Source organism: Candidatus Diapherotrites archaeon, from assembly GCA_016205145.1.
Lineage (GTDB): Archaea > Iainarchaeota > Iainarchaeia > Iainarchaeales > JACQJH01 > JACQJH01.
The window spans coordinates 210722-225994 of record JACQJH010000001.1 but is presented as its reverse complement, the minus strand read 5'-3'; the positions used below and the strand labels follow the sequence as shown (position 1 = coordinate 225994).

The window sequence follows — 15273 nt, the reverse complement described above, 5'->3', positions numbered from 1 at the left end:
AAGCGCTAAGATGGAGGCCGGAAAAATTTTTAAAGCGGAAAGTCGTTGTTGTAGTGCATGGACAGGAAATTGCCGCACATCGTTTCCCTGCTTGTGATCGGGACGTTCGCGTGGTACTATCTTGTTTTCAGGGCGATGCCTTTAAGCATCGGCTTTGCGAATGCCATTGTTGCGTTCTCCGCAGTGATCATCCTCGGCTTGGCATTCTTTTTGGGCCCGCTCGCGCGCTTCGTCAAATTCTTTGACCGCTTTCTCGTGCACAGGAAGGCGTTCGGGTTGTGGGGTTTTTCGCTTGCGGCATTGCACGTCGCATTGGCGGCCATTGTCCTGCTTTCCGAAAGGCGGGAAATTTCTTTTGCGGACGTGATGTCACTGGCGGTCGCGGCGATAGCGTTCATGATTTTCACGCTCATGGCGTTCACGTCGACTGCGGAGTGGGTGCAAAAGCTCGGCTATGAAAACTGGAAAAACCTGCAGAGAACCGGCTATGTCGCAATGGCAATGCTTTTGCTGCACATCCTCCTGCTCGAAAACGGGGTTTTCCTGTCAAGGCTGACCGGGCAGATCGCGATGGCGTTCATACTGCTTGTTCTGCTGCTGAGGGGCGCAGCCCTGCTGCTAAGCATGGAAAGCAGGCAGAAAATCGACGTTTAAACTGTCGGGCGTATTTTTTAAATAACAAGCGACAAGGTTTTGGTACCATGGCTAAAGGCAAACGGCTTGATTTCGAAACCAGGGCGATCCACGAAGCGGGCGCAGATCCCCTGACCGGCGCGGTCATGACGCCAGTTTACCTGTCGTCAACATTCAGACAGGATTCGGTTGACAAAAACCGGGGATACGATTATTCGCGATCGGGAAACCCGACAAGGGATGCCCTGGAAAAAAGCGTTGCCTCGCTTGAAAACGCGCGCTTTGGCCTCGCGTTCTCGTCCGGCCTTGGCGCGGAAATGGTCTGCCTGAGCCTGCTTAAAAGCGGCGGGCACATTGTTGCAGTGGACAATGTTTACGGCGGAACTTTCAGGCTGCTGGAAACATTCAAAAGGCAGTTCGGCATTGATTACTCGCTTGCGGACCTGACTGAACCGGAAAGCCTTGAAAAGGCGTTGAAGCCGAACACCGGAATGGTTTACCTTGAAAGCCCGACAAACCCTTTGCTGAAGCTTGTTGACATCGCGGAAATTTCAAGGCTCGCGCACAAAAAAGGCCTGATTGTGGCGGTGGACAACACTTTCCTGTCACCGGTTTTCCAGAATCCGCTTGACCTGGGTGCCGACATTGTCATACACAGCACGACAAAGTACATCAACGGCCATTCCGACATCATCGGCGGCGCGATTGCATGCAACGACGAAAAGATTTACAGGCAACTGAAGTTTTTGCAGAATGCCTTCGGCCCTACGCCTTCGCCCTTGGACTGCTTTCTTGTCCTGCGCGGGATAAAGACCTTGAAGCAGAGAATGCTGCAGCATGAAAAAAACGCGCAGGCAATCGCGGAGTTCCTTGAAAGGCATCCGAAAGTGAAGCGCGTCATTTATCCCGGCCTGAAAAGCTTTGCGCAGAAAGGCCTTGCGCAAAAGCAGATGAAAGGCACTGGCGGCATAATAACGATTGAACTCAAAGGAAACGCAGCTGCAGCGAAGAAGTTTCTTGCTGCAACCAATCTGTTCACTCTCGGAGTGAGCCTTGGCGGGGTCGAATCCCTCATAGAATATCCTTGGGCGATGACGCACGGCGCTTTGCCGGAGAGCGAGCGCAGGAAAGCGGGCATAACCGAGACAATGGTGCGTTTGTCCGTTGGTTTGGAAAGCGCGGACGACTTGGTTGAAGACTTAAAGCAGGCGCTGGAAAAGGCGTGAACACATGGGACACCCCCGCGTAAAACCCCGAAATGCGGAATAGAATTACTCGGCGTATTGCGTAAGCATGCACCAGAATCCACAGATTCTGGGCACGTCGCAAAATCCAAGATTTTGCAACGATACGCCTTAGTCCCGGACCAGCCGGACGGAACCGGCTGTTTCGAAAACGATTTTTTTTCCGATGACGGGCAGAAGGCGCTTCAACTCGATTTCCGTCCTGCCGGAAATTTCGATTTCCTCGATCGGCTTTGTCGGAAACTTGCCGTTGATTTCAAAGACAAAGTAGCCTTCCTTGCCGTCAATTGCCTTGATGAACGCGCCCTGTTTCGTGTTCTCGATCTCGAGGCCATCGACCTTTGAAAGCGCGTCCAAAAGCAAAGTGCCTTTCGCGACGCTGAAAGAAATTGGCTTTTCAAAAAGCTCCGATGCCAGCCGTATTTTCTTGAGCGCGTCCTTGCGGATGTGCAGTATGTGCGTGTTCCCCGCTTTTTCCCGTTCAATCAGGCCGTTATCCTCAAGAATGCGCGCGTGCTTCAATGCAACCGGATTGGAAATGTTCAATTCCCTTGCGAGCGCGGCAATGTGGGTTTCCTTTTTGAGGAGAATCTGGACCATGTTGCGCCGGTTGGAGTTGGCCAAAGCCTTCAGTATGTCCAACAAACCACCATGATAAACCAAGTGCTAATAGCGTGCTAACGTTACCATGAATGCTAATGATAATTATCCTAAATGGAACTGCTTAAAAGGCTTCGGCACTGATTCTGAACGCAAGAAAAAAAACATCTGCGGGCGGTGGGGGAAATGAGAAAAATCGGCTTTTTGTTCTTTGTTCTGCTTTTCGTGTTCGCGCAAGCGGCGCAGGCGAAAACCGTGAACGTGAAATTCAACTTTCCGTACGCAAACGCTTCGGCCGACACGAGCGCAAGCGTGAACGTTGCGGATGACGCGAATGCATTCACGGCGTTCGTGCAGGCGGCACAGGAAAAAAGCGTTGCACTCGACATCGCATACTACGATTTCGACGGCGATGGGGTGAAGGAATCGGCGTTCGTCAATTCAGTCAACGGCCTGGGCGCTTCAAGCGATTTTTCGAAATACTGGCAGTTCGGCGAAAACAACCTGCCTTCAATGACAGGCATAAGCGCCGCAGTTCCGAACGACAACGGCACAGTTTCACTCGATTACTTGGATGGTGCGGGCGCTGACGCAGTTGAATGGCTTGCGGATTCGCAGGAAACAGGCGGCAGGATTGGCGCGAATTTGTTCCAGCACTCGTTCGGAATGATGGGCCTCGGCATGGGCCGGGACAACAACATTGCGCTCGCTTCAGCAGTTCCGGGAAATGCGAAAAGCTACATCATAGCACAGCAGCAAAGCGACGCAAGCTTCGGGGATTCTTTGAACACCGCGCTTGCGGCGATGGCGCTCATTTCGGCCGGCGAGGACCTGAACTCATTCGAAAAAAACGGCAGGACGACGATTGATTTGCTGAAGGATTCACAGCAGGGCGACGGCGGTTTCAAGAGCGGAAGCGGTGAAAGCGACGTCGACACCACAGCCTGGGCGGTTGTTGCGTTTGCGCAGGCCGGAGAAAGCATGCCTGAAAATGGCGGTGAAACTCCCGCCGATTACCTTGTTTCCGCAATGCATTCCAACGGCAGTTTCGGCTACAACTCAGGGGATGAAACGGAAAGCGTTGATTTCACGGAAGAAGCGATAATAGCGTTGGGTGCCGCCGGCGAAGGAAAAAGCGTTGCGCAGAAAAGCATCGACTGGCTCGCGGCAAAGCAGGACTCCGACGGGTGCATAAGCGACGGTTTCAGGACCGCGCTCGGCAGCATTGCATTCAGGGCATTCAATGAAACGGAAAAAGCCGACAAGGCACTGGACTGCCTGAAAACAAAGGCGAACGCCGACGGCAGTTTCGGCAGGCAAAGCAATTCGTCAAATGCCATTGACACGGCTTTGGCGGCAATCGCATTGGACAAAAAAACTTTTCCTTTGAGCGTGCAGGCTCCAAGCGGCGGCAGGAACGAAGGGACCGTCGGCCTGAACTCGACAGTCAAATTCATCGTGTCAATAAAGAACGTCGGCAGGGTTGACGCGAAAAACGTGAGCGTTTCGCTGGACGGGATTCCGGCAAGCTGGATCATCAGCGGCACTTCGACAACGTTTTTCGACTCGATAAAGAAAGGCGAAACCAAGAATGCGGAAATCTTCGCGAAAATCCAGGGCCTTGGCAGCTATTCCGTCAAGGCAGTGATTTCCAGCGACACCATAACGGACAGCATTGAAACCGCGGACTCCGCGCAACTGCTGTCGGAAGAGGCAAGCCTTGAGGCCACAGTGGGGTTTGAATGAATCTGAAAGTTTCGCCTGCAAATGCAAAAACTTCAGGCATCGCATTGCTCGCAATCGCATTGGTTTTTGTGGGCGCGTTTTTTGCGTTGAACAATCCGAGCGGCTTCCTTTCGCTTGCGGCGAAAAGCGCAAACGGAAAGACCGCGGACAGCGCAGGCGAAAAAGGCGCAGACTCCGCGCAGGAAGGAACTTCGGCGAAAACAACGGCTGTTTCCGCGCAGATTTCTTTCGAGGTCCTCGGGCGGACCGCGCTGAAGGCAAGGCCCGTTGAGGGAAGGCTCCTGCCGTGCCCGCAGTACTCGCAGGTTGTCGTGGAAATCGAAAACGCCGGCGCGGAAAAGGCCGAGAAAGTCAGCCTGCGCCAGAGCGAAAACGTGAAGGTCGAAAACTGCACGAACTGCGACTTGGATGCGCTTGGCCCGGGCGAAAAGGCGCTCGCAAAAATGAAAGCCTGCATCATCGAGCGGCAGAACGCCTTTGTCGAGGCTTCGGCCGTGAACGCGGAAAAAAGCTTTGCCGGGCTTGACTGAATGCAAACTGGGAAAACTAATTTAAACCATTAACACCACTTCTTCTTTCTATACTGGTTCTTTTTTTCAGCAGATTTGGTGAAGCGTTTGAATGCCATTGAAATCAGCGCGTTGACGAAAAAATTCGGCGGCCTTGCGGCCGTGGACGGCGTTTCGTTCTCCGTCAGTGAAGGCGAGATTTTCGGTCTGCTCGGGCCGAACGGCGCGGGCAAGACGACGCTCATTTCAATGCTTGTCACAATGAAAAGGCCTTCGGATGGAAAAGCCGAGGTCAACGGCTTTGACGTTGTCCAAAACGCGGATTCCGTGAGGAAAAGCATCGGCATTGTTTTCCAGGACCCGAGCCTTGATGAAGACCTGACGGCATTCGAAAACCTTGAACTGCACGCCGCAATGTACGGCCTCGGAAAGGATGACAGGAGCCGCCGCATAAGGGAAACCGCGGGCATGGTTGAATTGGAGGACCGGCTCAAAGACGAGGTCAAGACTTTTTCCGGCGGAATGAGGAGAAGGCTTGAAATCGCGCGCGGCCTCATGCATTTTCCGAAAGTCCTGTTTTTGGATGAGCCGACAGTCGGCCTGGACCCGCAGACAAGAAAGCGAATCTGGGAATATGTGAAAAGGCTGAAAAAAGAGAACAACGTGACAATCGTTTTGACGACGCATTACCTTGACGAGGCGGACGGGGTGTGCGACAGGGTTGCAATCATGGACAAGGGGAGGATAATCGCGCTTGATTCGCCTGAAAGGCTGAAAAGCGCGCTTGGCGGCGACTCTGTTTCAATCGAAACGCCCGAATGCGCGAAAGTGAAGGCGGCGCTTGAAGCATATCCCTGGGTAAAAAGCGTGACCTGCCACGACGGACGCGTTGACATTTCCGTGGAAGAAGCCGACAAGAAGGTTCCGCAGATTCTCCGGGAATGCGAAAAGTCCGGCGTTGAAGTCAATTCCATCAGCGTGCGGAAGCCCACGCTTGACGACGTGTTCCTGCATTTCACGGGCAGGACGATAAGGGAAGAGGAAGGAAGCGCGAAGGACTCCATGAGGATACTGCGGAAGGCATGGCACAAGAGCACGCGGAAATGAAAAGCGGAATGGCAATTGGGGCTGAGGCGAAGGGAATGGTTTTGGGCAACGAATTAAGGGCGGTTTTTTTCCTGTGGAAAAGGGAAATGCTGAGGATGCGGCGTTCCAAAAGCAGGATGATTTCGCAGTTCGGCATGCCGCTGCTGTTTTTTCTGATACTCGGAACCGGCCTCAACGGGGCGTTTGCCGTGAGCGGCGCCGGCACAAACTATCTTGAATTCATGGCACCCGGCATAATCCTGATGACCATACTTTTCGGCTCGTTCTTTTCAGGAATGGGAATACTCATCGACAGGCAGTTCGGTTTCCTGAAAGAAACGCTGATTGCCCCGGTGAGCAGGCCGGCAATAGTGATTGGAAAGGCGCTGGGCGGGGCAACCGACGCGCTGTTCAAGGCAGCCGTGATGCTTGCAGTGACCATCCTGCTGGGCGTGCACATAAATTTGCTGGCTTTGCCTGCGCTCGCAGTCGCGGTCATAATAATCTCAATCTCGATCGTTTCAATCGGCATGATGTTCGGCTCTGTGATGGAGGACATGCAGGGCTTTCCGATAATTTCAAACCTGGTCATAATGCCGCTGTTTTTCCTGAGCGGTGCGCTCTTTCCGTTGGAGAGTTCTCCGGCAATACTGCGGACAATTGCGGCATTCAACCCCTTCACGTACGCGGTTGAAACAATGAGATTCGCGCTGTTCGGAGAGTCATACATAAGCATAGCGTTGAGCCTGCCGGTTACGGCCGCGTTCATGCTTGCAACAGTCGCAATCGCCGCATACCTGTTCAGCAGGATAGAAGAATAGGCAACCATTCCGGCGAGGCCAAAAACGCCCGGCAAGTTTCACTGCCTTCCGGCGGGCTTCTTTTCAAGAGTTTCAAAAGCCGAATAGATGAACCAGAAGTTTATGATCGCGTAAAGGCCCAGGGAGAGGAACAGGAAAAACGGGTTCCTTGGCCCGATTATTGCCGCAACCACAAGCAGGATTAGAGCGGTTGTCCTGTCAACCATCAGTGGAATGCCCATTAGGACAAGCCATGCGAGAATGAAGACAAAAGCGTAAAAGAAAGGGATTGTTCCAACCAAAAAGAAAAAGCCGATGACCGCAATGACAAGCTTGAGCTTGTTGAACCATCCCTTGGCGGCCAAAAAATGCAGGCCGATTGAAATGTAAATCAGGGCCATGAAAAAGAATTCGTAGATGCCGACAAAATCCTCGAACAAGGGCATAATGATTAGAAACTGCATTCAAGCATAAAAAAATAGCTCAACAAAGCAAACCGCAAAACCAAAAAGGAAAAACTCTGTTTCTTAAAATAAAAGAGTTTTTCAGAACGCTATTTTTTGCCTTTTTTGGCGGAGTTTATGCCTTTTGCGGGAGGCTTGCTTTTTTCAGGCAGTTTGTCTTTTGCCTGCGCATTGTGCAGTTTTCGGTAAATCCAATACGAATAGCCGAACGTGCCGAAAACCATCAGCAGGATTGCCGCAAGAATGAGCCAAAAGAAATGTTTCGGCAGCAAAGCACATAAACCGAAAAGAATGCCTGAAGCAATGAAAACTTTTGACGAAAATTTGTGCGTTGCAACCCACACCCTTTCATCGGCCAAAGCCCAGGGCGTCCTCACACCGACAAAATAATTCTGCTTGAACGAAGGCATTAGCAGGCCCATGAAGACAAACAGCAATGCGATTATGCCTAAAACCGCAAACGTCATGTCGAAATTGTAGCCGAAATTCGAGGCAAGCGATAAAAGGAAAATCGCGAACAACGCCACGCACAAGCCGGACGCGAGCAGCCAGTAGCTTGACTCGAATTTTTTGATGTTGTCCTTGCGCACCTCGATTTTCGGAATCACGAAAAACAGTCCGGCGAGGAATGCAATCATTATTGGAACAAGGAATGCCGCCATCCAGGCCGGGCCGAAGCCGTCAGCCTTGCCTTCAATGTTCCAGTGGATCGGCGCCTTTGCAGGCAGGAAAGGCAGAGCAAAAAAGCCCACTGCAAAAGACAAGACGACGAGCAAAACGCAAAGGGCCTGAAAAATCCGTTTGCCGTGCACAACTTGCATAATTAATGATTGCCTGCAAACAAAATAAAAAAGCGTCAAACGACAATACTCAAGCATGGAAACTTTTGTCCTGGCATTGCTCCTGCTTTTCGGCGGCCTTGCGCCGATTGCAAGCAAGAAGGCAATGCAGTCAATGGCCGAGGAATGGGCGCTCGTTTATTTCTATGCCGTGTCAGCTCCGTTCCTGCTGGCAGGCGTTTTTCTTTTCTCCGAACCGAAAATTCCGGGCTTGGCGGACATAATTGCGCTTATTGTTGCCGGCATTGCGGGCGCAATCGCAATCGTCGCACTGCTCAAATCATACCACAAGATGGAAACCGCGATAGCCCAGCCGCTTGCAAACATCTACGTTCTCATGATAATCGCAATCTCCGCCCTGTTCCTGAATGAAAGCCTGGGCGCAATGCAGGCAGTTGGGGCAACGGCAATACTGCTGTCCTCGGCGGTCATCGCGGCAAAAAAATCATTATTGCGATACAAAATCGTCGACGGCGCAAAATTCATAGCAATAACCGCAACAGGCTGGACGATCTACTACATAATGCTGAAGTTTTTGACGAAAAGCCTCGGCCCCTACAACACCGCATTCTACTCGCAGGCGCTCATCGGATTAATCATACTCGCATACGTTCTGCTTTCAAAAAGAAAAATCGAACTGCCAACGCGGCAAAATTCTTTTTTCCTGCTGGGCGGGGGGCTTGCAATAGTCGACCTCAGCCTTGCCTTCAACCTGCTAATGCAAAAAACCGGCCTCGCAATAACAGCGTCCATCAGCGCGGGCCTGCCCATAACGACGGCAGTCTTCGCCGCAGTCTTCCTGAACGAAAAGCTTGAAGCGAGAAAGTATGCCGCAATCGCACTGCTTGTCCTGGGCCTGATTGCATTGAACTTCTGAACAAAGGTCCGGCAAAAATGGCCGCGCAACAAATAAAAACAAAACGCCGGACAAAATAACTTCGGCAAAAAGCCCGTATGGTCTATCGGCTAGGATACGGCCCTGTCGAAGCCCTTTTTCTTTCTTGCGAAGAAAGAAAAAGTGCTTTACCCCAAAAAGAAAGAAAAGTTTCTTTTATGGAGTACTGCAATGCAGCGAGGCCGTGGGCCGGGTCCGACTCCCGGTGCGGGCGAAGCCGTCACGCCCGGCTGGTGCGCTTTGTGGTGTTCGCGCTGCTGCGGAACACCACGCATGCTTTGCAGGGTTCGCAAGGGGTGCAACCCCTGCGCTCGCTTTGCTCGCATAGCGCTGCGCCTGATGGCGATGATTTCACAAGCGGGCTCGACGACGGATATTTCGCTGTTGCGCCGTACCCATCTGCTTTTGCATTAACAAAGGACAACGCGCTTTCGGGCGCGTGTGCCGAAACCAAGGCGGTTCACGTTGTGAACCGCCGAGTAAGTAGCGGTAAATGTTTCAGGGGTTTGCAAGGGGGCGGAGCCCCCTGCGTCGGGATTAAGGCGTGCCGCTGCGCGACACGCCGAGTAAACCTGCTTTTTTCAGGCGTTCAAAAGCCAGACCGAATAGTTGAGGAACGCCGCAAATGAAACCCACGCAAGGTAAGGCAGCAGCAGCAAAGCCGCGCGCCTGTCGATGCGGCTGAACAGAATGGTTGTCGCGGCAATCGCCAGCCAGAGCGCAACGATTTCAATCATTGCTAGGAAAGGGTTGTGCAGGCCGAAGAAAAGCAGTGACCACAAAACGTTCAAGGCGAGCTGTGCGCCGAAAACCTTTACCGCGAACTTGTTTTCCTTTTCCTGAAAGCCTTTTTCCCACACAAGGAAAAGCGCTATGCCCATGAGCAGGAAAAGCGCTGTCCAAACCGGGCCGAAAACCCAGTTCGGCGGAGTGAAGTAAGGCTTGTTGATTGACGCATACCACGAAGCGATTGCGGGAAACGTGAAGATTGAGCCGACTGCGCCGGCAAGCCCGCAGATTGCGATTGAAGCAGCGAGCCTGAAAAGCGTTTGCCTGTTCATGCAAACCACAACGCCGGCGCAGAATAAAAATTTTCACTTCATTTCAAGCGTGAGCAGTAATGAGATGATTATTTTGCACATTCACAACAAGCGTTCGAATTCTTCTTTCGTCAGACCGAAGTCTTCCCTGATTATTTTCAACAGCAGGCCCTTGCCAATAAGCTTGCCTTTGTGGACCGGAATAGTTATCCGCTTGCCAGCCGCGTTTTTGAAAACGTGGTGGGAGCCTCTGACATGCACAAGTTCAAAGCCGAGCAGCTTGGCGACTTTCAGTATTTGCTCAGGCTTCACTGGCCTGAGCGCTGTCACTTTGCCGCAACCTCGACTTCCCTGATTCCGACGAATTTAGTTGTTGGAAGCTCATCCTTTTCCATGGATTCCAAATAGGCTTCAATCGCTTCCTTTATGTTTGCCTTAAGCTCTTTCAGGGAGTCTGCCTGCGTATGGCATCCGGGTAGTTCCGGAACCGATGCTACAAAAACGCCGTCTTGGTCCTTTTCAACGACAACAGTGAACTTTCTCGCCAAACAAATCACCGGTAAATAATTTGGCTCGGCCGTTCTTAAATATGTTTGCTGTTTTCGTCAGTAAACGAAGAAGCAAAGAAGCCGGATTTCATTTCGGTTTTAGGGTTTTGCAGTCCACGCGCTGAGTCCAGTTGCCGGGCTGGTTTTTCGCGTAGCACACGCCATTCTTGCACGTGCCGAAGCTGGGCGGGCACATGTCCTCGCACGTTGCGCAGCGCGCGCTGTGACCGGAGAGGCGCTTTTGCTGCGCAAGGCCATGTGAGCCAAGGCAGTACAGCCTGCCGGCCGAGCAGGTCCAGTCAGGCCAGACTATTTTCAGGGAATCACAGCAGTCCTTGTGCGCCAACCCTTCATCAGTGCATTCAACAAGGTTGCCTGTTCCAGGCGGACCGGCAATATCTGATGGAATATCCGGCGCTTCAAGGTTGGCGCAGGCCGCGGCAACCGGCTTGTACGAAGGATAGCCCCAAAGCAATTCGCATTCCGTTTCTCCGGGAACAATGTGCCCATAATTTGTGAGAACGCACTTCGAAGCGGCGCGCTCTTCTTTTGTGGGAATGCGGTCCGGCGGTGGCACGCCGGAGGGAGGCGCAGTCGAAGGCGGGGAAACACAGCCCAAAAGCAGCAGGCCCAAGGCAAGCAGGATTATTGCAATCATTCCGGGCCGTGAAATTTTGCGCATGAAAAAAAAGAATTGCTTTTTGTGAATAAAAGGCTGTTGCCGGCTGGGCGCGTTTTAAATTGTTTCTCCACAAGCATTCTTGCATGCCGGAAATTTCAAAGCAGGAACTCAAGGAGTTGCGCTTTTTCGCAAAGAAAAAGTTTTCAAGGGCCAGGGAAATGTTTTTCCCTTCAAAAGCCGCATTGGAGCAGGCGACGCCGGAAAAGGTCGCGTTCTATCGCGCAGGCAGGCTGAAGGCAGGGATTGGCGTTGATTTGTGCTGCGGCATCGGCATGGACGCGATTGCCTTGGCTAAAAACTGCAAAAGGGTTTTCGCTTTCGACAACGATGCCGAGGCAATAGAGTGCGCAAAAATGAATGCCAAAGCATACGGGTGCAGAAACATTGAATTCATCCGCGCGGATTACAGGAAAGCCGACCTGAAGGCGCTGAAAGCGGAAGTCGTCTTCGCCGATCCTTCAAGGAGAAGCGCGGAGAGAAGGGAAAAGGATTTGCACAAGACACAGCCGGACACCCGCGAACTCATAGAGTTTGCGAAGAAAGCCGGGGTGGAAATCGTTTGCGTTGAGGTTTCGCATGAGCTTGCATTGAAGGATTTGCCTGCTGACTGTGAAAAGGAATTCGTTTCATTGGAGCACGAGCCGAACTGCGTAAGCCTTTATTTTGGCAAGCTCAAAAAAGCGGTGGTTTCCGCGGTCGTTTTGCCTGAAGGCGAAAGGATTGAAGGCGATGGCGCGCAAAACTCTGCCCCGGATGAAAAGCTCGGCGGTTTCCTGTTCGAACTGGATGAAATTGTCGGAAAGGCAGGCCTGAAGGAAAAACTGCTGGAAGCTCTGGGCGGAAAAGCATGGGGTTTCAACGAAAAGTTTTTGTCCGCAGACGAAGAGCTTGCAAGCGCGTTTTTCAAAAACAGGTTCAGGGTGCTTGAAACGCTGGAAAACGCGGATGAAAGCGCGCTTGTGCCCGCGCTCCAAAGGCTGGGCACTGGAAAGGTTGTTTTGCGCGGAAAGTTTGGCCAGGAAGAACAGCTTGCAATGAAAAAAAGGATAGAGGAAAAGCTGTCGGGAAAGGAAAAGCTGCACGCATTCTTTTTCGGCAAAAAAGCCGCGGTCTGCAGGAACATCGATTTCAAAGCGTTGGGCGGTTAGCCTTTCGCCTAAACAAAAGCAAAATGATTTATAAAAGTCGCGCGTTTATTGTGTTAGCGGAAAAGAGTTTTGTGGTGAGAAAGAATGGTTGGAAAGGATTTTCTGGAAAATGGTTTTGCGAAAAAGCTGCTGGCGGTCATCGCGGTCATTTTCATTGTCGGAGTGGTTGCATTGCTGTTCAACCCCGGAATGAAGGAAACACCGCAGTACAGGATAGGCGAGTATTCGAAGGTCGTTTCCTCGGAAAGGCCGAAAGCCTACCTGCAGGCGTTTGCACAGGAAGTCCAGAGCCTGCCGGACAATGCAGGCCTCGCGCTTACAATCTACCAGGGCAATCTCGGCCTGGTGAACGAGACAAGGGAGATTTCCCTTGAAAAGGGCCTGAATCTAGTGAACTTCAGCGACGTTTCACAGCTCATCGACACGGGCACGGTTTTGTTCAATGATCTCATGTTCCCTGAAACTTTCGTAGCGGAACAGAATTACGATTATGATACCGCGTCAAGGCAGGCTTTGCTGGAAAAATTTGTCGGCGAAACCATAACAGTTGAAGTGCAGGGCGGCGCGGAAGCGAAATCATACACCGGAAAGCTGCTGAGCCATTCCGACGGCATAGTCCTTGAAACTCAGGACGGCATAGTTTCATTGCAGAACGTTTCAACGGTTTCGTTCGGGCAGAAACCCGGTTTGCTGACAAAGCCCACGCTTGTGCTCAAAGTTTTCGCGGAAAGCTCCGGCAACAGGAAAGTCAATGTCAGCTATCTGACCGGCGGCCTCGGCTGGAGCGCGGACTACGTTGCAAAGCTCAATGATGACGAGACCGCAATGGACTTTTCTGGAAACGTGACTGTTTCAAACAGCACCGGCATTGATTTCAGGAATGCCTCGCTCACATTGCTTGCCGGACAACTGAATCTGCAGGGCAGAAACGCCTACCCTGTGCCCATGCTGGCAGAATCCAAGGCAGCGGATGCCGCAGGGGGAAGCGCGCCAGGCTTTTCGCAGGCCAACGCTTTCGAATACCATACTTACACGCTTGACCGGAAAACCGACGTTTTGGACAAGGAGTCGAAGCAGATTTCCCTGCTGCGCGCGAAAAGCGTTGCAGTGCAGAAGGAATTCGTCTTCGAGGGCAACCGCTACTATTATACGGGCAGCGATTCGGATGGCGCGAACAGCGTTAAAGTCATGGTCAACTTCAAGAACGACGAAAAAAGCAGTCTCGGAATGCCATTGCCTGCCGGCACTGTGAGGGTTTACAAGGCCGACGGAAGCAATGCGCAGTTCCTGGGCGAAGACAGCATAACTCATACTCCGAAAGACGAGGAAAGGAAGCTGTTTGTCGGCTATGCATTCGACATTGCCGCGCAAAAAACCACGGTTGAACAGCAGAACCTTCCGGCCTGCTCGGTGCAATCGTACAAGGTCGACATAAGGAACCACAAGAAAGAGAAGATTACAGTGAAGGCAATCGAGAACGCGGGCGGCAACGCGCAGATAACAAAGGCGAACTTCGAGTACGTGAAAAAGGACGCGTACACGTTCGAGTTCTCCGTGCCCGTTGAAGCGGACTCAAGCGCTTCGCTTGAATACACTGTGAAAAACTGCTGGTCTTAAAGCCAATAGCCAACAGGCATACCTGACGCCTCATGAAGCGGATGCCTTGTTTTCGGCCATGCGCCGAAAACACGTTTTGGAACAAATAATAAAAAGGGCTTCTGGCTTCTATCTTAAAGGTTGTTTTGCTTGGCTGAAAACGTTTTTGATGTCGCGGTCATAGGCTCGGGCCCGGCCGGAGGCTCAACTGCATTGCATTGCGCCAGGCTCGGCCTCAGTGTTTGCGTGATTGAAGAGCACCCCGCGGTTGGCGAACCCGTGCACTGCGGCGAATGCCTTTCCGAACTGGCGGTTGACAGGATCGGCCTGAAGCTGCCCGACAGCGTGATTTCAAAGCGCGTTGAAGGCATCCGCGTGATTTTTCCGAACGGAAAGAATTCCGTTGTGCGCGAAAAAGGCTTTGTGCTCGAAAAGCACAAGTTTGAAAGGTTCATTGTGGGCGAGGCGCAGGCAGCCGGCGCAAAAATCTTTTTGAACACGCGGGCGGAACAGTTCGTGAAAGACACGGAAGGATGGCGCATACAGACCAGCGGCGGAACATTCATTGCCAAAACCGTTGTCGATGCTTCCGGCCCGACGTCGGTTTTTTCGCAGAAAACCGGAATCAACAGGAAACCTGAAACAGTGATTGGCGTGCAGGTTGAAATGCACGGCCTGGTCGACCAGGATTTAATCGACTTCTTTTTTTCCACCAAATTCGCGCCGCACGGTTATGCCTGGATTATCCCGAAAAGCGGGAACAGGGCGAATGTCGGAATAGTTACGAATGAAAAGGGAAAAGCAAAGGCATTCCTTGACGGTTTCATCAGGGAAATGCGGCTCGAGGACAAGAAGGTGACAAAAACTTTCGGCGGGCTCATACCGGAATCCGGGCCGGTTTCGAAAACGTGCGGGGAAAGGTTTGCCTTGGTCGGAGATGCGGCAGGTTTTACGTCCCCGATGTTTGAAGGCGGCACGGCTCTTTCACTCATGTCAGGCAGGCTTTGCGCGGAAACGATTGCGAAGGCGGCGAAGCAAAACGATTTTTCGGAAAAGGCTTTCGCGGAATACTCTGAAAAATGGAGAAAGGAGTTCCCCAATTACGGTTCCATTATCGGCGGAAAGAAAAGCCTTTACACTTTCGACGAGAAAAAGCTGAACGAAATGGGCGGCATAATGCCGGAAAACCTGACAAGCCTGACGTTTTCGGACAAGCTGCTTGTCGGATTGAGGCTGCTGGCAAACCCAAAACTGCCAAAGCTCAAAACAATCCGCGTTTTCTCAGCCCTGCAGTATTCGCGCGCGAAAAGCTACGGCTGGTAAAAGAAAAACGATTCCGGTTGCAGGCACAAATACAAGCCAAGTGTGCACTTTTGCATCATATGCTGGCATACTCGGCGTATTGCATCAGCAATACGCCTTGGTTTCGGACCCGGCGGACGA

At 52.1% G+C, this 15273-nt stretch carries 17 protein-coding genes; 10 read left to right on the top strand and 7 right to left on the bottom strand.

The features are described from left to right. Positions 1 to 57: 57 nt before the first annotated feature. Both HY394_01205 and HY394_01200 read left to right on the top strand, forming a co-directional pair. Positions 58 to 654, top strand: coding sequence for a ferric reductase-like transmembrane domain-containing protein (locus HY394_01205; protein ID MBI4052639.1), 597 nt, complete (start codon positions 58 to 60; stop codon positions 652 to 654). 47 nt (positions 655 to 701) lie between these two features. Beyond that, positions 702 to 1859: a PLP-dependent transferase gene (locus HY394_01200; protein MBI4052638.1), complete on the top strand. Its 1158-nt coding sequence runs from the start codon at positions 702 to 704 to the stop codon at positions 1857 to 1859. A gap of 129 nt (positions 1860 to 1988) precedes the next feature. Here HY394_01200 and HY394_01195 read toward each other — a convergent pair whose 3' ends face one another. Continuing rightward, positions 1989 to 2519 carry a helix-turn-helix domain-containing protein gene (locus tag HY394_01195; protein ID MBI4052637.1) on the bottom strand — a complete coding sequence of 177 codons (531 nt, stop codon included), beginning with the start codon at positions 2517 to 2519 and terminating at the stop codon, positions 1989 to 1991. Between the two features lie 144 nt (positions 2520 to 2663). Between HY394_01195 and HY394_01190 the strand changes: the two genes are divergently transcribed. The 4 genes from HY394_01190 to HY394_01175 all read left to right on the top strand — a co-directional run bounded on the left by HY394_01190 (position 2664) and on the right by HY394_01175 (position 6639). Next, entirely contained in the window at positions 2664 to 4223 is a 1560-nt protein-coding gene (locus HY394_01190; GenBank protein ID MBI4052636.1) for a DUF4430 domain-containing protein, read from the top strand. Beyond that, a complete protein-coding gene (locus HY394_01185; GenBank protein MBI4052635.1) occupies positions 4220 to 4753 on the top strand; it encodes a hypothetical protein in 534 nt (177 codons plus the stop codon). Before HY394_01190 ends, HY394_01185 begins: the two co-directional genes overlap by 4 nt. Before the next feature lie 87 nt (positions 4754 to 4840). Next, positions 4841 to 5839, top strand: coding sequence for an ATP-binding cassette domain-containing protein (locus HY394_01180; protein MBI4052634.1), 999 nt, complete (start codon positions 4841 to 4843; stop codon positions 5837 to 5839). Further along, a complete protein-coding gene (locus HY394_01175) occupies positions 5815 to 6639 on the top strand; it encodes an ABC transporter permease (protein MBI4052633.1) in 825 nt (274 codons plus the stop codon). The genes HY394_01180 and HY394_01175 overlap by 25 nt, the downstream gene beginning before the upstream one ends. A gap of 38 nt (positions 6640 to 6677) precedes the next feature. Here the strand turns inward: HY394_01175 and HY394_01170 are convergent, their stop codons facing one another. Then, positions 6678 to 7064, bottom strand: a complete 387-nt coding sequence (locus tag HY394_01170) for a hypothetical protein (protein ID MBI4052632.1) — start codon at positions 7062 to 7064, stop codon at positions 6678 to 6680. Positions 7065 to 7171: 107 nt separating this feature from the next. Continuing rightward, the gene (locus HY394_01165; GenBank protein ID MBI4052631.1) at positions 7172 to 7903 is read right to left on the bottom strand and encodes an SdpI family protein; all 732 of its coding nucleotides are present in this window, start codon (positions 7901 to 7903) and stop codon (positions 7172 to 7174) included. A 55-nt stretch (positions 7904 to 7958) separates the two neighbouring features. On the opposite strand from HY394_01165, the gene HY394_01160 reads away from it, so the two are divergent. Then, positions 7959 to 8798, top strand: a complete 840-nt coding sequence (locus HY394_01160; protein ID MBI4052630.1) for a DMT family transporter — start codon at positions 7959 to 7961, stop codon at positions 8796 to 8798. A 599-nt stretch (positions 8799 to 9397) separates the two neighbouring features. On the opposite strand, the gene HY394_01155 is transcribed toward HY394_01160, so the two are convergent. The 4 genes from HY394_01155 to HY394_01140 form a co-directional block, all read right to left on the bottom strand. Then, positions 9398 to 9877 (bottom strand): tryptophan-rich sensory protein, encoded by a 480-nt coding sequence (locus tag HY394_01155; protein MBI4052629.1) that lies wholly within the window; start codon positions 9875 to 9877, stop codon positions 9398 to 9400. 81 nt (positions 9878 to 9958) lie between these two features. Next, positions 9959 to 10186, bottom strand: a complete 228-nt coding sequence (locus tag HY394_01150; protein ID MBI4052628.1) for a type II toxin-antitoxin system HicA family toxin — start codon at positions 10184 to 10186, stop codon at positions 9959 to 9961. Next, entirely contained in the window at positions 10183 to 10413 is a 231-nt protein-coding gene (locus HY394_01145; protein MBI4052627.1) for a type II toxin-antitoxin system HicB family antitoxin, read from the bottom strand. Before HY394_01145 ends, HY394_01150 begins: the two co-directional genes overlap by 4 nt. 79 nt (positions 10414 to 10492) lie before the next feature. Beyond that, a complete protein-coding gene (locus HY394_01140) occupies positions 10493 to 11086 on the bottom strand; it encodes a hypothetical protein (GenBank protein MBI4052626.1) in 594 nt (197 codons plus the stop codon). An 83-nt stretch (positions 11087 to 11169) separates the two neighbouring features. Between HY394_01140 and HY394_01135 the strand changes: the two genes are divergently transcribed. The 3 genes from HY394_01135 to HY394_01125 all read left to right on the top strand — a co-directional run bounded on the left by HY394_01135 (position 11170) and on the right by HY394_01125 (position 15153). Continuing rightward, entirely contained in the window at positions 11170 to 12234 is a 1065-nt protein-coding gene (locus tag HY394_01135; protein ID MBI4052625.1) for a methyltransferase domain-containing protein, read from the top strand. An 84-nt stretch (positions 12235 to 12318) separates the two neighbouring features. Then, on the top strand, positions 12319 to 13851 hold the full coding sequence (locus HY394_01130) for a DUF4139 domain-containing protein (GenBank protein ID MBI4052624.1): 1533 nt from the start codon (positions 12319 to 12321) through the stop codon (positions 13849 to 13851). A gap of 129 nt (positions 13852 to 13980) precedes the next feature. Then, positions 13981 to 15153, top strand: coding sequence for an NAD(P)/FAD-dependent oxidoreductase (locus HY394_01125; GenBank protein MBI4052623.1), 1173 nt, complete (start codon positions 13981 to 13983; stop codon positions 15151 to 15153). The last annotated feature ends 120 nt before the right edge of the window (positions 15154 to 15273 follow it).